At 63.3% G+C, this 20900-nt stretch carries 20 protein-coding genes; 11 read left to right on the top strand and 9 right to left on the bottom strand.

The window, feature by feature from the left end:
* Positions 1 to 24: 24 nt before the first annotated feature.
* The 6 genes from lpdA to sucC form a co-directional block, all read right to left on the bottom strand.
* Complete coding sequence (lpdA, locus tag BMI86_RS03605) at positions 25 to 1413, bottom strand: dihydrolipoyl dehydrogenase (RefSeq protein WP_078539787.1); 1389 nt, start codon at positions 1411 to 1413, stop codon at positions 25 to 27.
* A gap of 48 nt (positions 1414 to 1461) precedes the next feature.
* Positions 1462 to 1854 (bottom strand): MAPEG family protein, encoded by a 393-nt coding sequence (locus tag BMI86_RS03600; protein WP_078539786.1) that lies wholly within the window; start codon positions 1852 to 1854, stop codon positions 1462 to 1464.
* A gap of 110 nt (positions 1855 to 1964) precedes the next feature.
* Positions 1965 to 3503: a 2-oxoglutarate dehydrogenase complex dihydrolipoyllysine-residue succinyltransferase gene (gene odhB, locus BMI86_RS03595; protein ID WP_078539785.1), complete on the bottom strand. Its 1539-nt coding sequence runs from the start codon at positions 3501 to 3503 to the stop codon at positions 1965 to 1967.
* Between the two features lie 4 nt (positions 3504 to 3507).
* On the bottom strand, positions 3508 to 6465 hold the full coding sequence (locus BMI86_RS03590; RefSeq protein WP_078539784.1) for a 2-oxoglutarate dehydrogenase E1 component: 2958 nt from the start codon (positions 6463 to 6465) through the stop codon (positions 3508 to 3510).
* Positions 6466 to 7038: 573 nt separating this feature from the next.
* The gene (gene sucD, locus BMI86_RS03585; protein ID WP_075776193.1) at positions 7039 to 7926 is read right to left on the bottom strand and encodes a succinate--CoA ligase subunit alpha; all 888 of its coding nucleotides are present in this window, start codon (positions 7924 to 7926) and stop codon (positions 7039 to 7041) included.
* Between the two features lie 5 nt (positions 7927 to 7931).
* Positions 7932 to 9125 carry an ADP-forming succinate--CoA ligase subunit beta gene (sucC, locus tag BMI86_RS03580; protein WP_078539783.1) on the bottom strand — a complete coding sequence of 398 codons (1194 nt, stop codon included), beginning with the start codon at positions 9123 to 9125 and terminating at the stop codon, positions 7932 to 7934.
* A gap of 235 nt (positions 9126 to 9360) precedes the next feature.
* Here sucC and BMI86_RS03575 point away from each other — a divergent pair, with 235 nt between their 5' ends.
* Positions 9361 to 10425: a glycosyltransferase family 2 protein gene (locus BMI86_RS03575; RefSeq protein ID WP_078539782.1), complete on the top strand. Its 1065-nt coding sequence runs from the start codon at positions 9361 to 9363 to the stop codon at positions 10423 to 10425.
* Here the strand turns inward: BMI86_RS03575 and BMI86_RS03570 are convergent.
* Entirely contained in the window at positions 10412 to 11671 is a 1260-nt protein-coding gene (locus BMI86_RS03570) for a hypothetical protein (RefSeq protein WP_143594672.1), read from the bottom strand. The genes BMI86_RS03575 and BMI86_RS03570 overlap by 14 nt on opposite strands.
* 69 nt (positions 11672 to 11740) lie before the next feature.
* On the bottom strand, positions 11741 to 12703 hold the full coding sequence (gene mdh / locus BMI86_RS03565; protein WP_078539780.1) for a malate dehydrogenase: 963 nt from the start codon (positions 12701 to 12703) through the stop codon (positions 11741 to 11743).
* A gap of 225 nt (positions 12704 to 12928) precedes the next feature.
* Here mdh and BMI86_RS03560 point away from each other — a divergent pair, with 225 nt between their 5' ends.
* A complete protein-coding gene (locus tag BMI86_RS03560; protein WP_078539779.1) occupies positions 12929 to 13672 on the top strand; it encodes a sulfite exporter TauE/SafE family protein in 744 nt (247 codons plus the stop codon).
* 8 nt (positions 13673 to 13680) lie between these two features.
* Here BMI86_RS03560 and BMI86_RS03555 read toward each other — a convergent pair whose 3' ends face one another.
* Positions 13681 to 14013, bottom strand: coding sequence for a hypothetical protein (locus BMI86_RS03555; protein WP_216644087.1), 333 nt, complete (start codon positions 14011 to 14013; stop codon positions 13681 to 13683).
* Between the two features lie 164 nt (positions 14014 to 14177).
* On the opposite strand from BMI86_RS03555, the gene BMI86_RS03550 reads away from it, so the two are divergent.
* From BMI86_RS03550 to BMI86_RS03510, 9 genes are all read left to right on the top strand, one after another.
* Positions 14178 to 15050 carry a CoA ester lyase gene (locus tag BMI86_RS03550; protein WP_078539778.1) on the top strand — a complete coding sequence of 291 codons (873 nt, stop codon included), beginning with the start codon at positions 14178 to 14180 and terminating at the stop codon, positions 15048 to 15050.
* Between the two features lie 12 nt (positions 15051 to 15062).
* A complete protein-coding gene (locus BMI86_RS03545; protein WP_078539777.1) occupies positions 15063 to 15614 on the top strand; it encodes an NnrU family protein in 552 nt (183 codons plus the stop codon).
* 1 nt (position 15615) lies between these two features.
* Positions 15616 to 15819, top strand: coding sequence for a DUF1737 domain-containing protein (locus BMI86_RS03540; protein ID WP_078539776.1), 204 nt, complete (start codon positions 15616 to 15618; stop codon positions 15817 to 15819).
* A complete protein-coding gene (locus BMI86_RS03535; RefSeq protein ID WP_078539775.1) occupies positions 15819 to 16853 on the top strand; it encodes a MaoC family dehydratase in 1035 nt (344 codons plus the stop codon). The genes BMI86_RS03540 and BMI86_RS03535 overlap by 1 nt, the downstream gene beginning before the upstream one ends.
* 255 nt (positions 16854 to 17108) lie before the next feature.
* Positions 17109 to 17498 carry a succinate dehydrogenase, cytochrome b556 subunit gene (gene sdhC / locus BMI86_RS03530; RefSeq protein WP_075776227.1) on the top strand — a complete coding sequence of 130 codons (390 nt, stop codon included), beginning with the start codon at positions 17109 to 17111 and terminating at the stop codon, positions 17496 to 17498.
* A gap of 11 nt (positions 17499 to 17509) precedes the next feature.
* Positions 17510 to 17902 carry a succinate dehydrogenase, hydrophobic membrane anchor protein gene (locus BMI86_RS03525; protein ID WP_078539774.1) on the top strand — a complete coding sequence of 131 codons (393 nt, stop codon included), beginning with the start codon at positions 17510 to 17512 and terminating at the stop codon, positions 17900 to 17902.
* A 13-nt stretch (positions 17903 to 17915) separates the two neighbouring features.
* Positions 17916 to 19721 carry a succinate dehydrogenase flavoprotein subunit gene (sdhA, locus tag BMI86_RS03520; RefSeq protein WP_078539773.1) on the top strand — a complete coding sequence of 602 codons (1806 nt, stop codon included), beginning with the start codon at positions 17916 to 17918 and terminating at the stop codon, positions 19719 to 19721.
* Positions 19721 to 20008: a hypothetical protein gene (locus BMI86_RS03515; protein WP_078539772.1), complete on the top strand. Its 288-nt coding sequence runs from the start codon at positions 19721 to 19723 to the stop codon at positions 20006 to 20008. The genes sdhA and BMI86_RS03515 overlap by 1 nt, the downstream gene beginning before the upstream one ends.
* Before the next feature lie 17 nt (positions 20009 to 20025).
* Complete coding sequence (locus BMI86_RS03510) at positions 20026 to 20802, top strand: succinate dehydrogenase iron-sulfur subunit (RefSeq protein WP_078539771.1); 777 nt, start codon at positions 20026 to 20028, stop codon at positions 20800 to 20802.
* The last annotated feature ends 98 nt before the right edge of the window (positions 20803 to 20900 follow it).

The raw sequence follows: 20900 nt of genomic DNA, 5'->3' as shown, positions 1-20900 counted from the left end.
GCATTTCGCTCGGACCTCGGCCGATCAGGCGTGGATCGCGCCGTCGCCGCAGGCGAGCGCGGCTTCGCGCACGGCTTCGGAGAAGGTCGGGTGGGCGTGGCAGGTCAGCGCCACGTCCTGCGCCGAGGCGCCGAATTCCATCGCCACGCAGATTTCGTGGATCAGGTCGCCCGCGCCGGGGCCGATGATGTGGCAGCCGAGGATGCGGTCGGTTTCCTTGTCCGCGATCAGCTTCACGAAGCCGTCCGACTGGAACACCGCCTTGGCGCGGCCATTGCCCATGAAGGAGAACTTGCCGACCTTGTAGGCGCGACCGTCCTGCTTGAGCGCCTCTTCGGTCTGGCCCACCGAGGCGACTTCCGGGGTGGTGTAGATCACGCTCGGGATCACTTCGTAGTTCACGTGACCATGCTTGCCCGCGATGACTTCGGCGACGGCCATGCCCTCGTCCTCTGCCTTGTGGGCGAGCATCGGGCCGGTGACCGCGTCGCCGATGGCGTAGATGCCCTTGGCCGAGGTCTGCCAATGCGCGTCGGTCTTCACCTGACCGCGCGGCAGCATCTCGACGCCGACGCCTTCGAGGCCCAGACCATCGGTATAGGGCTTGCGGCCGGTCGCGACGAGAACGGTCTCGGCTTCGATCGAGGCGTTGCTCTCATCCTTGCGCAGCTGGTAGTTCACCGTGGCCTTGCCGTTCTTCACGTCGACGCCCTGCACGGCGGCGCCCATGACGAATTTCAGGCCCTGCTTGGACAGGATCTTCTGGAAGTTCTTGGAGACCTCGCCGTCCATGCCGGGGGTAATCGCGTCGAGATATTCCACGACGGTCACATCCGCGCCGAGACGGGCATAGACCGAACCCATTTCCAGACCGATGACGCCCGCACCGATGACGACCATCGACTTCGGGATCTTGTTCAGCGACAGCGCGCCGGTCGAGGTCACGACGGTTTTCTCGTCGATCTCGATGCCCGGCAGCGAGGAGGGCTCGGAGCCGGTGGCGATCACGATGCTCTTGGCGTTATGGACGTCCTCGCCCACTTTCACCTTGCCGGCTTCCGGGATCGAGCCCCAGCCCTTGAGCCAGTCGATCTTGTTCTTCTTGAACAGGAACTCGATGCCCTTGGTGTTGCCGTCGATGACTTCCTGCTTGTAGGTCAGCATTTGCTTCCAATCGACCGAAGGCGATTTGCCCTTCAGGCCCATCTTGGCGAAGTTATGCTCGGCTTCGTGCAGCTGATGCGTGGCATGCAGCAGCGCCTTGGAGGGGATGCAGCCCACGTTGAGGCAGGTGCCGCCGAGGCTGTCACGGCCTTCGACACAGGCGGTTTTCAGGCCCAGCTGGGCGCAGCGGATGGCGCAGACATAGCCGCCCGGGCCGCCGCCGATCACGATCACATCATAGTCAGCCATTGTTCTTGCTCCTTGGATTGGGGCGCGAGGGGGCCTCGCGCCGGGAGGTCAGATCAGCGCGGCAATCGCCAGCGCCAGAATTGCGAAGAAGGAAAAGCCCCAGATGAGCGAGCGCCACGGCACCCAGCCCAGCAGATAGGACGGAATGTAGAGAACCCGCGCGATCAGAAAGATCCAGGCGAAGGCCGCAGTGGCGGCGCTCGACTGCCCGGTCAGGCCGATGACCAGCGCGACGGGGGCAAAGAGGATCAGCCCCTCGAAGGAGTTGTTCATCGCGCGCTGAATCCGGCCGAGCAGGGTCGAGATCGGCGGCGGCGTCCTGTCGCGCGGAGAGACGGGGTATTTCGTGCCGAGTTCCGTATTCGCTTTGACCGAATAGGCGATCATCAGCCCCAGATGGAGCAGGATCGCGAGGATGAGCACGGTGAGTTCGGGGGTCATGGGTCGCTCCCGGTGGAGAGGGCGGACCGGAGGGCTGTCTGCCCCCCGGACCCCCCGAGGATATTTGGATCAAGAGGAAGGGGCAGGGGGCTGCCGCCTTCGTCCCGGTCTTACAGGTCCATCAGCAGGCGGCGCGGATCTTCCAGCGCTTCCTTGACGCGCACGAGGAAGGTCACGGCGCCTTTGCCGTCGACGATGCGGTGGTCGTAGCTGAGTGCGAGATACATCATCGGCTTGATGACGATCTGGCCGTTCTCGACCATCGGACGTTCCTGGATCTTGTGCATGCCGAGGATACCCGATTGCGGCGGGTTGAGGATCGGCGAGGACATCAGCGAGCCGTAGACGCCGCCGTTCGAGATGGTGAACGAACCGCCCTGCATCTCGGCCATAGAGAGTTTGCCGTCACGGGCGCGGGTGCCCATCTCGGCGATCGTCTTCTCGATCGACGCGAAGCTCATCTGGTCAGCATCGCGCACGACCGGAACGACGAGCCCGTTCGGGGTGCCCACGGCCACGCCCATGTGGACGTAGTTCTTGTAGACGACCTCGTTACCGTCGATCTCGGCGTTGACTTCCGGGACCTCTTTGAGCGCGTGGCAGCAGGCCTTCACGAAGAAGGACATGAAGCCGAGCTTCACGCCGTGCTTCTTGTTGAACAGGTCCTTGTACTCGTTGCGCAGGTTCATCACGCCCGACATGTCCACCTCGTTATAGGTGGTCAGCATCGCGGCGGTGTTCTGCGAATCCTTGAGGCGCTTGGCGATGGTCGCACGCAGGCGGGTCATCTTCACGCGCTCTTCGCGCGACGCGTCATCGGCATTGACCGGGCCGCGCGGCGCCTGCGAGGGCGTCGAGGCGACGTTGACCGACGCCTGCTTCGGCGCGTTTTCGGCCTTGGCCACGTCTTCCTTCATGATCCGGCCGTCCTTGCCAGACCCCTGAACGGAGGCCGGGTCGATGCCCTTCTCGGCCATCAGCTTCTTGGCCGAGGGTGCATCCTCGACATCCTTGCCGCCCTTGCTGCCGCTCTCGGCGGGGGCTTCGGATTTGGCCTCTTCCTTCGCGGGGGCACTGTCGGAGGCGCCACCGGATTCGCCTTCAGCGATCACCGCCAGCTTGGCCGAGGCATCGACGGTCGTGCCCTCTTCGGCGACGATCTCCTTGAGAACGCCAGCCGCAGGAGACGGCACTTCGACGGAGACCTTGTCGGTTTCCAGCTCGCAGAGCATCTCGTCGGCCGCGACCTTGTCGCCAACCTTCTTGAACCACGTCGACACAGTTGCCTCGGTGACCGATTCACCAAGGCTGGGCACCATCACGTCGGTCATTTTTCCCTCATTCGATTGGGGCTGTTGGGCGGGTTTTTCCGCCGGTTTGTCGTCTTTCTTCTTCGGCGCGGGGCTGGCGCCGGCCTCTTCGATCGTCGCGAGAAGCGCATCGACGCCGACGGTCTCGCCTTCGGCGGCCACGATCTCGCCGAGCGTGCCGGCCGCGGGGCTCGGCACTTCGACGGTCACCTTGTCGGTTTCGAGCTCGCAGAGCATCTCATCGGCGGCCACCGTGTCGCCGGGCTTCTTGAACCAGGTGGCGACGGTAGCTTCCGTGACGCTCTCGCCGAGCGTGGGAACGCGGACTTCAGTGGACATCTATTCAACCCTCCAGTGCATCGTTGACGAGCGCGTCTTGCTCGGCCTTGTGGCGGCTTGCCAGACCCGTCGCGGGCGAGGCGGAAGCTGCACGGCCTGCATAGCGCGCACGGGCATGTTTCGCGTCGATCTTGGCGAGGACCCATTCGATATAGGGCTCGACGAAGAACCAAGCGCCTTGGTTCTTCGGCTCCTCTTGGCACCAGACGATCTCGGCATTCTTGAAGCGGGTCAGCTCTTTGGTGACCGCCTGCGCGGGGAACGGGTAGAACTGTTCCAGACGCAGCAGGTAGACATCGTCGAGCCCGCGTTCGTCGCGCTGTGCCAGCAGGTCGTAATAGACCTTGCCCGAGCACATAACGACGCGCTTGATCTTGTCGTCGGACTTCAGCTCCATTTCCGAGTTGCCGCGCTGGGCGTCGTCCCACAGCACGCGGTGGAAGCTGGACCCGGTGGTGAAGTCTTCCGTGGTCGAGACCGCCTTGGGGTGACGCAGAAGCGATTTCGGCGTCATCAGGATAAGCGGCTTGCGGAAGTCACGGTGGATCTGGCGGCGCAGGATGTGGAAGTAGTTCGCCGGCGTCGTGCAGTTCGCGACGATCCAGTTATCTTCCGCCGACAGCTGCAGGAAGCGCTCCAGACGGGCCGAGCTGTGCTCGGGGCCCTGACCTTCGAAACCGTGCGGCAGCAGGCAGACGAGGCCCGACATGCGCAGCCATTTCCGCTCGCCCGAGTTGATGAACTGGTCGAACATGATCTGCGCGCCGTTGGCGAAATCGCCGAACTGCGCTTCCCAGAGCGTCAGCGCCTTCGGTTCCGCCAGCGAGTAGCCGTATTCGAACCCGAGCACCGCGTATTCGCTGAGCATCGAGTCGATCACCTCGTAGCGGGCCTGACCCTCACGGATGTTGTTCAGCGGGTAGTAGCGGTCTTCGTTGTCCTGATTGACCAGCGCCGAGTGGCGCTGCGAGAAGGTGCCGCGGGTGGCATCCTGACCCGACAGACGGACCGGGTAGCCCTCGGTCAGGAGCGAGCCGAAGGCCAGTGCCTCGGCGGTCGCCCAGTCGAAGCCCTTGCCGGTCTCGAGCATCTGCTTCTTGTTGTCGAGCAGACGCCCGACCGTCTTGTGCAGCGCGAATTTCTCGGGCGCGGTCACGAGCGCCTTGCCGACCTCTTCGAAGGTCTCGGGCGCGATCGCGGTGGTGCCGCGCTCGTATTCACTCTTTTCCTGCTCCATGCCGGACCAGCGACCATCGAGCCAGTCGGCCTTGTTCGGCTTGAAGACCTTGCCGGCTTCGAACTCCTCGTTGAGATGCGACTGGAACGAGGCTTTCATATCCTCGATCTCGCCCTCGGGGATCAGGCCGTCAGCCACGAGACGCTCGGTGTAGAGCTGCAGCGTGGTCTTGTGGGTCTTGATCGACTTGTACATCACCGGGTTGGTGAACATCGGCTCGTCGCCTTCGTTGTGACCGAAGCGGCGGTAGCAGAAGATGTCGATGACCACGTCCTTGTGGAACTTCTGGCGGAACTCGGTCGCGACGCGGGCTGCGTGCACGACGGCCTCCGGATCGTCGCCGTTCACGTGGAAGATCGGAGCTTCCACCATCAGTGCGAGATCGGTCGGGTAGGGCGAGGTGCGCGAGAAGTGCGGCGCGGTCGTGAAGCCGATCTGGTTGTTCACGACGAGGTGGATTGTGCCGCCCGTGCGGTGGCCGCGAATGCCCGAGAGCTGGAAGCACTCGGCCACGACGCCCTGACCGGCGAAGGCCGCATCCCCGTGCAGCAGCACCGAGACAACCTTGGAGCGGTCCGAACGGTCGGCCAGCTGGTCCTGCTTGGCGCGGACCTTGCCGAGCGCGACCGGGTTCACCGCTTCGAGGTGCGAGGGGTTTGCGGTCAGCGACAGGTGGACCTTGTTGCCGTCGAACTCACGGTCGGCGGAAGCACCGAGGTGGTATTTCACATCGCCCGAGCCGTCCACGTCCTCGGGCTTGAACGAGCCGCCCTGGAATTCGTGGAAGATCGCGCGATAGGGCTTTTGCAGCACGTTGGCGAGGACCGAGAGACGACCGCGGTGGGGCATGCCGACCACGACCTCTTGCAGGCCGAGCTGACCGCCCCGCTTGATGATCTGCTCCATCGCGGGGATCAGCGCTTCGCCGCCATCGAGGCCGAACCGCTTGGTGCCCATGTATTTGACGTGCAGGAACTTCTCGAACCCTTCCGCCTCGACGAGCTTGTTGAGGATCGCGCGGCGGCCGGTCTTGGTGAAGGTGATTTCCTTGCCGTAGCCTTCGATACGCTCTTTCAGCCAGGCCGATTGCTCGGGATCGGAGATGTGCATGTATTGCAGCGCGAAGGTGCCGCAATAGGTGCGCTTCACGATATCCATGATCTGGCGCATCGAGGCGATCTCGAGGCCGAGCACGTTGTCGATGAAGATCGGACGATCCATGTCGGCATCGGTGAAGCCGTAGCTCTTCGGGTCGAGCTCCGGATGCTGACCGGTTTCGCGCATGTTCAGCGGGTCGAGATCGGCGGCGAGGTGGCCACGGATACGGTAGGCGCGGATGATCATCAGCGCGCGGATCGAATCCAGCACGGCGCGTTTGACCGCGGCCTCATCGACCGGAACGCCAGCCTCGGCGGCCTTCTTCTTGATCTTGTCGCCAGCAGCCTTGCCCTCGGCGGGGGCGGCGGGCCATTCGCCGGTCAGCGCGGCGGTCAGGTCGTCGGCGACTACCGGCGGCCAGTCGCGACGCTCCCAGCTTGCGCCTTCGGCGGATTTCTTCACGTCCTGATCGGGGTCACCGAGCGAGGCGAAGAAGGCAGCCCATGCGGTATCGACCGAAGACGGATCTTCGGCGAACTTGGCGTAGAGCTGCTCGACATATTCAGCATTCGCGCCTTGCAGGAACTGCGAGGCATTGAACTGGTCGTTGGGGGATTGGTCGGTCATTTTCCTCACCTTCGGTCGGTGAAACAGGGATCTTTGGAACTCGAACGTCTATCAGCGGCCCATTGAACGGTTGGTTAAACGCTGGGCGCGTGTGGTGGCGGGGTCGCGCGGCGCGCGAACGCCCTCGCGACGGATACAGGGGTGGAACGGGACATGATGTAGGGTCCTTTCCTTCGCGCGCGGGGCCATCACGGATACTCCGAAACCGGCACCTGCAGTCCCGGGCATATTGCCTTCTGGGTCAGTGATGTAGGTGCTGATGTCAGGACTTCCATGCAGGGCAGGGATGCGCGCAGTCTGAACTGCGACCGGTGAGCGGACGCCCGCGACCAGAGCGAGGCCTTTACGGGCGGGCTTCCCGGTACGATTGGCGACGCGCCATGCGCCGCGCGCTACGCGCTCAGCCGCAAAAAAAGACCGGCCCCCGTCGCTGCTTTCAAGCAGGGCGCATGCGACCGTCCCCGAAACGGGGAGGGAGGCGCGCCGTGCGATCCGCAGCGACATGGGTCCGGTCCTTTCCTTGGTCAGGATGCAGGGCCGCGTGCGCCGCGACCCCGCCTGTCTCAATGGGGCTTATTCGCCCTTGATCGCTTTCATCACAGCTTCGCCCAGCGTGGCGGGGCTGTCTGCGACGACGATACCGGCCGATTTCATGGCTTCGATCTTCGATTCCGCATCGCCTTTGCCGCCCGCGACGATCGCGCCGGCGTGGCCCATGCGGCGGCCGGGAGGGGCCGTGCGGCCAGCGATGAAGCCGGCGGTCGGCTTCCAGCGGCCTTTTTTCTTCTGCTCGGCGAGGAATTCCGCGGCTTCTTCTTCCGCAGAGCCACCGATCTCACCGATCATGATGATCGATTCCGTTTCCGGATCGTCGAGGAACATGTCGAGCACGTCGATATGCTCGGTGCCCTTGATCGGGTCACCGCCGATGCCGACGGCCGAGGACTGGCCCAGACCCATATCGGTGGTCTGCTTGACCGCCTCATAGGTCAGCGTGCCCGAGCGCGACACGACGCCGACCGAGCCACGCTTGTGGATGTGGCCGGGCATGATGCCGATCTTGCAGGCGTCGGGCGTGATGACACCGGGGCAGTTCGGGCCGATCAGACGCGACTTGCTGTCGATCAGCGCGCGCTTGACCTTCATCATGTCGAGGACCGGGATCCCCTCGGTGATGCAGACGATCAGCTCCATTTCCGCGTCGATCGCTTCGAGGATCGAGTCAGCCGCGAAAGGCGGCGGAACGTAGATCACCGAGGCGTTCGCTTCGGTCTTGGCTTTCGCCTCGTGGACCGAGTTGAAGACCGGCAGGCCGAGATGCTCTTGGCCGCCTTTGCCGGGCGTCACGCCGCCGACCATCTTGGTGCCGTACGCGATTGCCTGCTCGGAGTGGAAGGTGCCCTGCGAGCCGGTGAAGCCCTGGCAGATGACCTTGGTGTTTTCGTTGACGAGAACTGCCATGATTCTTAGCCTTTCACCGCTTTGACGATTTTTTCTGCGCCATCCGACAGGTTGTCGGCGGCGATGACGTTCAGGCCGGAATTCGCGATGATTTCCTTGCCTTTTTCGACGTTGGTGCCCTCGAGACGGACGACCAGCGGCACTTCGAGGCCGACTTCCTTCACCGCAGCGATCACGCCTTCGGCGATGATGTCGCAGCGCATGATGCCGCCGAAGATGTTCACGAGGATCCCTTTGACGTTCTTGTCCGAGGTGATGATCTTGAACGCTTCGGTCACTTTCTCTTTCGTGGCGCCACCGCCAACGTCGAGGAAGTTCGCGGGCTCCGCACCGTAGAGCTTGATGATGTCCATCGTGGCCATTGCGAGGCCAGCGCCGTTCACCATGCAGCCGATCTCACCGTCGAGCGCGATGTAGTTGAGGTCGTATTTCGACGCTTCGAGCTCTTTGCTGTCTTCTTCGGTCTCGTCGCGCAGCGCGGCGATGTCCGAGTGACGGTAGACGGCGTTGCCGTCGAAGCCGAGCTTGGCGTCGAGAACCTTGAGGTTGCCGTCGGTCATGACGATCAGCGGGTTGATCTCGAGCATCTCCATGTCCTTCTCAATGAAGGCTTGGTAGAGCTTGCCGAGAAGGCCGACCATCTGCTTCACCTGCGGGCCTTCGAGGCCGAGCGAGAAGGCGACGCGGCGGCCGTGGAACGGCTGGTAGCCGGTGGCCGGGTCGATCGAGAAGGACAGGATTTTCTCGGGCGTGTTCGCCGCGACTTCCTCGATGTCCATGCCGCCTTCGGTCGAGGCGACGATCGAGACGCGCGAGGTCACGCGGTCGACGAGCAGCGCGAGATACAGCTCGCGCTCGATGTCCGAACCGTCTTCGATGTAGATGCGGTTGACCTGCTTGCCCGCCGGGCCGGTCTGGTGCGTCACGAGCGTCTTGCCGAGCATCTGCTTGGCGAGCGTTTCAGCCTCTTCGACCGATTTGGCGAGGCGGACACCGCCCTTTTCGCCGGCTTCGGCTTCCTTGAAGTGGCCCTTGCCGCGACCGCCGGCGTGGATCTGCGCCTTGACGACCCAGAGCGGACCATCGAGTTCGCTGGCTGCGGTCTTCGCTTCTTCGGCCTTGAGGACGACACGGCCGTCCGAGACCGGTGCGCCATAGCTCTTGAGAAGCTGTTTGGCCTGATATTCGTGGATATTCATCCTTGGATACCCCATGCTGGTGCGATTTGAGGGGGTTCTAGGCTGTTAAGCGGGGCGGACAAACCGAAATCGCGACATTCTGCCCCACTCGCCCGGAAAAAGCGACATACGTGATCACAGCGCGGAAAGGTGTGATCACAAATCGGAAAATGCTGCGCTGTGGCATGGGAGCACTGGCACGACTCGGTCAATTGACCCTATCTGCGCAGAAGGCATCGGCAGGAATCGGATTTAGATGACGCAAGGGCAAGATATGCCGCGCTGGGGCGTGGTGGCGACGGTGGACGAGCCCGCAGCGCTGGTAGCCGCCTATGTCGCGCATCATCTGAGCATTGGCGCGAGCGAGGTCCACGTCTTCTTCGACCGCCCGAACCCCGAAGCCGAGGCGCTCCTTGACCCGGTTGACGGCGCGTTCATTCACCATTCCGGCGATGATGACTGGGCGCGCAGTTGGCGCAAGAAACGCCCCGCGCGCCATCAGGGCCGCCAGAAATACAATGCGACCCGTGCGCTGGCCGAAACACGGCTCGATTGGCTGATCCATTGCGACGCGGATGAATTCGTGAGCCTCGCGCGCCCGCTCGAATGGGAGCTGGCGAAGACGGGCGACCAGAAGGCGTGGCTGCGGTTGGAGGTCGATGAGCGCTGCTATCTCGACCGCACTCCGGGCCCAGACATTTTCGGCGGCGTGTTCCGGCGGCGTTGGGACGGGTTTCAGGACGACGGGCTGATGTTCTACGGCTTCCGGTCGCGCTTTTTAAAGAAGGGTCTCGCGGGTCATGTCGCCGGAAAACCTGTCGTGCGGGCCGGGCGCGGCTATGCGATCGGGGTGCACTTCCCGCTCAAAGACTGGGACAGCAAAGAAAACGATCTGCCTTATCGGCCCAGCTATAACGGTCGGCTGATGCATTTCGACGGGCTGACGCCGTTGCATTTCCTCCTCAAGATGCTGCGCCGCGCGACGACCAAGGTGCAGGGGCAGCCCGTGCCCTATGTCGGGTCCCGCAAGGCGCAATTCATGGAGGCTGCCGCGCGGGCGGCCGATCCTGCCGAGCTGATGGACCTCTGGTGGGAGGTGCAGGGGATGCGCGATTACGAGGCCGACGAGCTGGAAGCCCACGAGCTGCTGATCCGACCAGACGTGAAGATCGCGACTGAGACCCGCGCATTGTTCGGCGACAAAGTCGATCTTTCGCCCGCCGCCTTCGATCGCGCGCTGCTTCGCCATGAGGCCGAGCTGATCGCGCGGCTGCGCGCGGAATTCGGTTTCGACCCGGAGCCGCTCGTCAGTTCAGCGTGAACATCATCATGCCGGTGCGCCCGCCAACCAATCGCGAAAAGCGCGTCCAGTTCTCGGGCGTCAGCATCGGCGTGTCGGTGAAGTAAGGATCGAGCGCCCAGCCCTGAACCACCCCGGTCAGCGGCAGCGGCGCGGGATTTTCCAGCCACGCCCCCAGATCGACCCCGACCGGCACGCGCCAGAAGGGGAAAGACTTCTCGCTCGTCAGCAGCGCCTCGCCGTCGCTCAGCACCGCCCGCCACGTCTCGCCCAGACCGTCGGGAAAGTCCACGCCAAGCGCCTGATCCTGCGCATCGCTCGGAATCCATTCCGCCTGATTGTCGGTCTCCGCTTCGGCCAAATCCCAGAACTGCCGGTTATCCGCAATCATCGCCAGCCAATGGTCGCGCGCAGCACGGGTGCGTTGCGGATCGGGCTGCTGGTGGAGCATGTCGAGCACCGCCGCCGCCGGATCGATGAAGCCGAACATCATCATCCCGTCCAGCGACGTGGCTTGCCCGGTGCCCGTCGCCCTGTCGCGCGCTTCCACGAGTTTCGCATAGGTGTCCATCACCCGGGCGATGGCCGGTTCAGGGTCGAAGGCGAGGGTCAGCTCGCCCACGCCCGAGACCAGATGGGTATAGGCCGACAGCCAGGCCGCATCCGCATTGTCGAAGCGCACGATCCGCGAAGCACCGGCTTCGGCCTCGGGCGCGCGGGGCATGAACGCACCACGCAAAAGCGACACGGCGTCCTCGCCCCCGTCACGCGCGCCATCGCCATTCAGGTCAAACCAGAGATCGTTCAGGTCGATCGCAAGACCGAATTCCGGCCCATCGGCCAGCCCGTCGAGCGCGGTCTTCGCGCGGCCCATTCCGGCGATCAGTGCCTCGCTTTCGCGCGTGACCGCGTCGGCGGTGAAGGTTTCGCGCGGCGCGTCGCGCCCGCCGGGGACATTTCCGATGAATGGCATCAGCAGACGGGCAGCGCCCGCTTCCATCTGCCAGCGCATCGTCGTTTCAAGACTTGCGAGGAATTCCAGCCCGCCGAGCGCGAAACGGTCCTTCGGGTCAAGCGCGCCCCGCGATTGCAGATCGGCCAGCACCTGCGCGATCCCCTCCGCCCCGATCTGCGCCGAAATCGGATCGGCGGCAGGCGCCTCGCTCCGCGCGATCTTGGCGGTCACCGGCCCGTCCTGCGCATGCGTGATGAGAGGGGATAAAGTGAGCACGGCGGCAAGGCACGTGACGAGACGGGCGGAACACATGGCACTCTCCAAAACAAAGGGCGCGCCTACGAAGGCGCGCCCCAAGTTTGGATCAGTCGTGTTTTTCGATCAAGCGAGCGTGCTGTCGATACCTTTGCAGGCGGCCACGAGGCCTTTGACTGCGTCGACCGACTTGTCGAACATCGCCTGCTCGTCCTTGTTGAGCTTGATGTCGATGACCTTCTCGATGCCTTTGGCGCCGATCACGGTCGGCACGCCGACATAGAGACCGTCGAGGCCGAGCGCACCTTTGACGTAAGCCGCGCAGGGCAGAACGCGCTTTTGGTCTTTCAGGTAGGCTTCCGCCATCTCGATCGCCGAGGTGGCCGGAGCGTAGAAGGCCGAACCGGTCTTCAGCAGGCCCACGATCTCTGCGCCACCGTCACGGGTGCGCTGGATGATCGCGTCGAGCTTCTCCTGCGTGGTCCAGCCCATCTGCACGAGGTCGGGCAGCGGGATGCCACCGACGGTCGAGTAGCGTGCGAGCGGCACCATGGTGTCGCCGTGGCCGCCGAGCACGAAGGCGTTCACGTCACGCATCGAGACGCCGAATTCCAGCGACAGGAAGTGACGGAAACGTGCCGAGTCCAGAACGCCCGCCATGCCGACGACTTTCTCTGCCGGCAGGCCCGAGAATTGCTGCAGCGCCCAGACCATCGCGTCGAGCGGGTTGGTGATGCAGATCACGAACGCGTCCGGTGCGTGGGCAGCGATGCCTTCACCGACCGATTTCATGACCTTGAGGTTGATGCCCAGCAGATCGTCGCGGCTCATGCCCGGCTTGCGCGGAACGCCAGCCGTCACGATGCAGACATCCGCGCCCGCGATACCGGCGTAATCGTTGGTCCCCTTGAAGGAGCCGTCGAAGCCCTCGGACGGGCCCGATTCCGCGATGTCGAGCGCTTTGCCCTGCGGCGTACCTTCGGCGATATCGAACAGAACGACGTCACCGAGTTCCTTGATGGCGGCGAGATGGGCGAGCGTGCCGCCGATCTGGCCGGCGCCGATAAGGGCGATCTTGGGTCTGGCCATTTGGTCCTCCGGGTGGATGGATTGGAAAATAGATCGCAGGTGGAGTAGCCCTTTGGCTCGCAAAGGGCAAGGGCGCTGCGCTGCGGCGACACTGTTTGTATGCACTCGTATGCCGAAACTGGTTCCGCACACTGACGTGCGGTTCCGTTTCGTCACGCGCCGTGTCAGCAAGGGGGCAAGACGGGGCAGAGCGATTCTGTGACCCGCAGGGAAGGGAGCATCCGAATGGAGTTGAGCCTGCTCGGTTGGGCGCTGGCGCTGCTCGCCGCGGTGATGGTGGGGCTGTCGAAAGGCGGTATCCCGATGGCGGCCTCGATCTCGGTCCCGGTCCTGACGATCGTGATGGACCCGGTCGCGGCGGCGGGGTTGTTGCTGCCGGTCTATATCATCGCGGACATGTTCGGTCTCTGGGCCTATCGCAAGCATTTCGACAAGCGGGTGCTCGCGATCATGATCCCGGCCACGACGATCGGGATCGGCATTGGCTGGGCCACAGCCGAGGTCGTGTCCGAACGCTGGGTGACGCTGATGGTGGGGGTGATCGGCGCGCTTTTCGCGCTGAACGCGCTATTCCGGCATCGGCACGGCGCGCGGCAGGAGGCGAAAGTCGCGCCGGGCCTGTTCTGGGGTACCATCGCGGGCTTCACCAGCTTCGTCAGCCATTCCGGCGCGCCACCCTTTCAGGCCTATACGATCCCGCTGAATCTGCCGAAACAGGTCTTTGCGGGCACGGCGACGGTTCTCTTTACCTATGTGAATCTTGCGAAACTCGGACCGTTCATCGCGCTGGGCGAGGTGAACTGGGACAGCCTCGGCACCGCGCTGATCCTGGCGATCCCCGCCTCGGCCTCGGTGTTCCTTGGCGTCTGGCTGGTGAAGCGGATGCCCACGGAGATCTTCTTCAAGGTGGTGATCTGGGCACTTCTTCTGATCTCGCTGAAGCTGATCCAGCAAGCGATCACCGGGTGAGGGCGCGCCTAGAGCGCCGCGTCCTTTTCCTTGAGTGTCCCGTCGAGTTCCTCGAACGCCTCGCCCGAGGCGATCAGGCAACTCACGCCATCCGCCGGTGTGACGATGATCGTCCAATTGCCCGCCTCGGCTGCGAAGATCTCCAGCACGGAGTTATTCGCGGAGAGCGCCACCATGCGGCGGCTCTCGTGATATTTCGCTTCAAGATTGGCCACGATCTCATCTCGCTTGCCGCAGGCGCGCGACGGATCAGACGGGTCCCGCGTCTCTCCGTAAGAAGCCTGTGCGAAGCCGATCGCTGCGGCCAAGCCGAGCGTTAGCACATAAGTTTTGTTCAGCATTTTGATCCCTCTGAGGTCATCATCAAAGAGTGACGGCCTAGCTGTCAAGAAAGCTTTACGTCGCGGCTTCGTATCGCTGAACGTTGTGATTTTTCTGCGTTGCGGCAAATCTGGGCTTGCCGATTCTGTCTCATTCGTGCGATTTGGCGAAAGAAAATTACGAGATGGAGAATCAAATGGCCCGCCCGACCCGTTCCGTGCTCTACATTCCCGGCTCGAAAGAGCGTGCGCTGGAGAAGGCCACCGGGCTTGCCTGTGACGCGATCATCTTCGACCTCGAAGACGCCGTGGCGATCGACGAGAAGGCCAATGCGCGCGCGCTGCTCGCGAAGACGCTGACCGAGGCAGATTACGGTCCGCGCATGAAGATCGTTCGGATCAACGGGCTCGACACCGAATGGGGGCGCGAGGATGTGCTGGCCTTTGCGGACGCGATCCGCAACGGCGCCAAGGTCGATGCGATCCTGATCCCGAAGGTCTCCACCCCCGCCGATCTTGTCGCGGTGGCCGATCTCATTCAGGGCGTGCCGCTCTGGGCGATGATGGAGACCGCGCTGGGGATGCTCAACGCGGGCGATATCGCTGCCTATCCGCGGCTCGAAGGCATGGTGATGGGCACGAACGACCTCGCGAAGGAGTTGGGCAGTCGTTTCCGCGCCGACCGTCTGCCGATGCTGCCAGGGCTGGGCCTGTGCCTGCTGGCCGCGAAAGCGCATGGAAAGAACATCGTCGACGGCGTCTATAATGCGTTCAAGGATGACGAAGGTCTGAAGGCCGAATGCGAACAGGGCCGCGACATGGGCTTCGACGGCAAGACCCTGATCCACCCGGCGCAACTCGAGGTCTGCAATGCGGCCTTTGCGCCCTCCGAGGCCGAGATCGACCTCGCCCGACGTCAGATCGCTGCCTTCGAGGAAGCCGAGAAAGCGGGGCAGGGTGTCGCGGTCGTGGATGGAAAGATCGTCGAAAATCTGCATATCGTCACGGCGCGGCAAGTCCTCGCCAAGGCGGAGGCGATTGCCGCGCTTGGCAGCTAAGAGGCAATCGCAATGGCACTACTCATCCTCGGCGTCCTGATCTGGTCGCTCGCACATCTGGCAAAACGGATCTTTCCGGGCTTCCGGCGCGCGCTCAAAGGGGCCGAGCGTCCGATGGTCGCCGCGCTCCTCCTGATCAGCCTCGTTCTGATGTTCGTCGGCTGGCGCGCCGCCGATCCGGTCTTCTACCTCTGGACGCCGAACGCGGCGCTCAAGGGGATCAACAACCTGTTGATGATCTTCGCGGTCTACCTGTTCGCCGTCTCGGGCATGAAGCTCTGGCTCAGCGGCAAGATCCGTCACCCGCAGCTGACCGGCGTGAAGACCTGGGCCTTGGCCCACCTGCTGGTCAATCCGACCCTGCCGGGGATCATCCTGTTCGGCGGTCTGCTGGCTTGGGCGGTGGTCGAGGTCATCCTGATCAACAAGGCGTCGAAGCCCGCCAAGATCACGCCCGAGGTGAAGATGGGCAAGGAAATCGGCGGGATCGTCGGCACGCTGGTCCTCTACGGCCTGATCGCGGCGATCCATATCTGGTTCGGCCACAACCCGTTCGGAGCCTGATATGCAGATTTACCGCCTTCTGACCGAGGACGACACCTCGGCCTTTTGCCACAAAGTGAGCCTCGCGCTCTCGAAAGGCTGGGTGCTGCATGGCGATCCGCAATACGCCTTCGATCAGGCGAAGGGCGTGATGCGCTGCGCGCAGGCCGTGACCAAAGAGATCGAGGGGGAGTATCACCCCGACATGAAGCTGGGAGAGCAATGATGGGCAAGACCAATCCGGGCCGTTTCTTCGAGGATTACAAGCTGGGCGACGTGATCCGTCACGCCGTCCCGCGCACCGTCGCGGAAGGGGAGCGCGCGCTCTATCACGCGCTCTATCCGGCGCGCCATGCGCTCTATTCCTCGGACGAATTCGCGGCGGCCTGCGGATTGGAGGGCTCGCCGATCGACGATCTGATCGCCTTCCACGTGGTGTTCGGCAAGACCGTTCCGGATGTCTCGCTCAATGCGGTGGCCAATCTCGGCTATGCGGAAGGGCGCTGGCTGAAGCCGGTCTATCCCGGCGACACGCTGCGCTCGGAGAGCGAGGTGATCGGGGTCAAGCAGAACTCCAACGGTAAGTCGGGCGTGGTCTATGTCCGCACCCGTGGGCTGAACCAGGTGGGCGAAACTGTGCTGGAATATGTCCGCTGGGTGATGGTGCGCAAAGGCGATCTGGATGCGCCTGCGCCCGAGACCGTGTTGCCCGATCTGGCATCGGTCGTGGCGCCTGCGGATCTGGTGATTCCGGACGGGCTGAGCTTCGACGATTACGATTTCGATCTGGCGGGCGAGCCGCATCTCTGGGGCGAATACGACATCGGCGAGAAGATCGACCATGTGGACGGCGTCACCATCGAGGAAGCCGAGCACATGATCGCCACGCGCCTGTGGCAGAACACCGCCAAGGTGCATTTCGACGCGACCTTCCGCGAGGACGGCCAGCGCCTGATCTATGGCGGTCATGTGATCTCGATGGCCCGCGCGCTCTCGTTCAACGGCTTGGCGAACGCCCAGATGATCGTGGCGCTCAATGGCGGGGCGCATGCCAATCCCTGCTTCTCGGGCGATACGGTGAAGGCATGGTCGGAAGTGCTCGACAAGGCCGAGACCGGCGCGCCCGGCGTGGGCGCGATCCGTCTGCGTCTGGTCGCCGTGAAGCAGGGCGCGCCCGAGTTCGCCTATAAGGGAGAAGACGGCAAATACCTGCCCGAGGTCCTGCTCGATCTCGACTACTGGGCGCTGATGCCGATCTGAACTCGTCTCGAGAGACTCACTCGCGGGGGCAGAGCGCCCGCGAGCGTTAACATGTGATCACGCACAGAAATTATGTGATCACAAAGTGAATTTTTCGCCGTTCTTTATGCGCAAATGACAGGTTTTCAACCTTGCCCCCCGTGACTTGGGAGAAATTTACGCTACTAAAAGAGCCAATTCCGGCCAGCTCCGCGCCAGCGCGTGCCTCCCATCGAGGCCGACGAGAGCGCCGAGCCCAGCGAAAAGGGACCGATCATGGCTGAAGCGAAACAGGTTGAGCGTCCGCTTTCCCCGCACCTTCAAATTTACCGCCCGCAGATGACGTCTTTCTCGTCGATCATGACGCGGATCACCGGCAACGGCATCATCGTCGGCGTGCTGCTGCTCGTCTGGTGGCTTCTCGCCGCCGCGACCAGCCCCGACTACTTCAACTTCGTGAACGCGATCGCGACCTCGTGGTTCGGCGATCTCGTCTTCACCCTGTCGCTGCTAGGCGTCTGGTATCACTACCTCGCCGGCATCCGGCACCTGATCTTCGATGCGGGTAAATACATGGACATCAAATCCGCCGAGATGCTCGGCTGGATCTGCACCATCGGTTCGGTCGTGCTGACCGTGCTGACCCTCATCATCATCCAATTCTGACGGAGGCCCTCATGCGTTACCTCACCGACCGCAAGCGCGCCGTGGGCAAGGGCGCCTCGGGCACCGGCCCCGAGCATCACTGGTGGATGTCGGCCTCGGCCGTGGCTCTCGCCTTCATGATCCCGACCTGGCTCTACATCGTAGGTACTACTCTGGGTGCCGACCAGCAGACCGTGATCACGACCTTCTCGCAGCCCTTCCCGGCCATCCTGACCGCGCTGGTCGTGATCGTCGGCATGCGCCACTTCGCGAAGGGCACTGAGATCTGGATCGAGGACTACATCCACGGCACCGCCGCAAAGGCGACCAAGATCGCGATGCATTCGCTGGCTTACGTGATCATGGCGACCGCACTCTATGCACTCGGCAAGATGGTCTTCATCGGCCTTCTGCTGGGCAACTGAACGGGACGAGATAATGGCTGCTTACGAATACGAAACGCATAATTACGACGTGGTCGTGGTCGGCGCCGGTGGCTCGGGTCTGCGCGCCACGCTCGGCATGGCCGAACAGGGCCTGCGCACCGCCTGCGTGACCAAGGTCTTCCCGACCCGCTCGCACACGGTCGCCGCACAGGGTGGCATCGCCGCCAGCTTGGGCAACATGGGCCCGGACAGCTGGCAGTGGCACATGTACGACACGATCAAGGGCTCGGACTGGCTCGGCGATAACGACGCGATGGAATACCTCGCGCGTCACGCCCCCAAGGCCGTCTACGAGCTCGAGCATTACGGCGTGCCGTTCTCGCGCACCGAAGAGGGCAAGATCTACCAGCGTCCCTTCGGCGGCCACACCACCGAATACGGTGAAGGCCCGCCCGTGCAGCGCACCTGTGCCGCCGCGGACCGCACCGGTCACGCGATCCTGCATACGCTCTACGGTCAGTCGCTGAAGAACAACGCAGAGTTCTACATCGAATATTTCGCGATCGATCTGATCATGTCCGATGACGGGCAGTGTCAGGGCGTCGTCTGCTGGAAGCTCGACGACGGCACGATGCACGTCTTCAACGCGAAGATGGTTGTGCTGGCGACCGGCGGTTACGGCCGCGCCTATTTCTCGGCCACCTCGGCCCATACCTGCACCGGCGACGGTGGCGGCATGGTCGCGCGGGCCGGTCTCGCGCTGCAGGACATGGAATTCGTGCAGTTCCACCCGACCGGCATCTACGGCTCCGGCTGCCTGATCACCGAAGGCGCACGCGGCGAGGGTGGTTACCTGACCAACTCCGAAGGCGAGCGCTTCATGGAGCGTTACGCGCCGACCTATAAGGATCTGGCGTCGCGCGACGTGGTCTCGCGCTGCATGACGATGGAGATCCGCGAAGGCCGCGGCGTGGGCGAGCACAAGGACCACATCTTCCTCAACCTCAGCCACCTTCCGCCGGAAGCTCTGGCCGAGCGTCTGCCGGGCATCTCGGAATCGGCGAAGATCTTCGCCGGTGTCGACGTCACCAAAGAGCCGATTCCGGTTCTGCCGACCGTGCACTACAACATGGGCGGCATTCCGACGAACTACCACGGCGAGGTCATCAACCCGAAAGAGGGCGACCCCGATGCGATCGTGCCCGGCCTGATGGCCGTGGGCGAGGCGGGCTCGGCGTCTGTGCACGGTGCGAACCGTCTGGGCTCCAACTCGCTGATCGACCTCGTTGTCTTCGGCCGTGCCGCCGCGATCCGCGCTGGCAAGGTCGTCGACGCGGATGCGTCCAACCCGGTCATCCCGAAAGCCAAGATCGACGCGATCTTCGAGCGCTTCGACAAGGTGCGTTACGCCGATGGCGGCACGCCCACGGCCGAGTTGCGCCTCGAGATGCAGCGCACGATGCAGGCGGATGCGGCGGTGTTCCGCACCGACAAGACGCTGGCCGAGGGTGTCGAGAAGATGAAGGCGGTCGCCGCCAAGCTCGACGATCTCAAGGTCACCGACCGTTCGCTGATCTGGAACTCGGACCTGATGGAAACGCTGGAACTCGAGAACCTGATGCCGAACGCGCTGGCGACCATCGTGGGCGCCGAGGCGCGCAAGGAAAGCCGCGGGGCGCACGCCCACGAGGATTACCCCGATCGCGACGACACCGAGTGGCGCAAGCACTCGATCATGCATGTGGAAGGCGCGAACGTCGATCTGACCTTCCGCCCGGTCCACATGGACCCGCTGACCCCCGAGGATCAGGGCGGGATCGAGATCAAGAAGATCGCGCCGAAGAAGCGGGTCTACTGATGCGTCACGCACCGGCATATGGGCTTCTCGCGGCAGGGCTTGGCCTTGCCGCTTGCGGCCCTATTCCGGTCGAGCAGGCCGAGCGCCAGTGCTACGCCCAGTTCGCGCCCAAACCGCCCATCTCGGGCGAGGCGGGCATGGGGGTGACCAGTGACGGCTTCCGCTCGAACATGAAGGTCGAGCTCAATGTCGGGGCCTATGTGCAGGGCGATCCGTCTGCGGCCTACGACTCCTGCGTTTTCAGAAAATCCGGCCGAATGCCCACGCGGCCGCTCTATTCGTACTGACGGAAAGGGGACCAACCATGGTTCAGTTCACGCTTCCGAAGAATTCCAAGATCCGCGTCGGCAAGACCTGGCCGAAGCCGGATGGCAAGAATATCCGCAAGTTCCAGATCTATCGCTGGGACCCGGATACCGGGGAAAACCCGCGTCTCGACACTTATTTCATCGACATGGATAAGTGCGGGCCGATGGTTCTCGACGCGCTCTTGAAGATCAAGAACGAGATCGACCCGACGCTGACCTTCCGCCGCTCCTGCCGCGAAGGCATCTGCGGCTCCTGCGCGATGAACATCGACGGGATCAACACGCTGGCCTGTATCTACGGCCTCGACGAGGTCAAGGGCGACGTGAAGATCTACCCGCTGCCGCATATGCCGGTGGTGAAAGACCTTATCCCCGACCTGACCATGTTCTACGCCCAGCACGCGTCGATCATGCCGTGGCTCGAGACCAAGACGAACCGTCCCGAGAAGGAATGGCGTCAGTCGATCGAAGACCGCAAGAAGCTCGACGGTCTGTATGAATGCGTGATGTGCGCCTCGTGCTCGACCTCCTGCCCGAGCTACTGGTGGAACGGCGACAAGTATCTCGGCCCGGCAGCGCTGCTGCACGCCTATCGCTGGATCATCGACTCGCGCGACGAAGCGACGGCTGAGCGTCTCGATCAGCTTGAAGACCCCTTCAAGCTCTATCGTTGCCACACGATCATGAACTGCACCAAGACCTGCCCGAAAGGTCTGAACCCGGCGAAAGCGATTGCCGAGATCAAGCGGATGCAGGTCAACCGGGTCGTCTGATCCAATGCATATATTGGGGTGAGCCTATGGTTCACCCTCAACGATTTGTGGAAGGGGCGGCGCGAGCCGCCCTTTTTGCTGCGTTGCGGCAAATGCAT

Origin of the sequence: Thioclava sp. DLFJ5-1 (assembly GCF_002020115.1) — a bacterium.
Lineage (GTDB): Bacteria > Pseudomonadota > Alphaproteobacteria > Rhodobacterales > Rhodobacteraceae > Thioclava > Thioclava sediminum.
The sequence above is the reverse complement of the archived record's forward strand: the minus strand, read 5'-3'. Positions and strand labels throughout refer to the sequence as shown.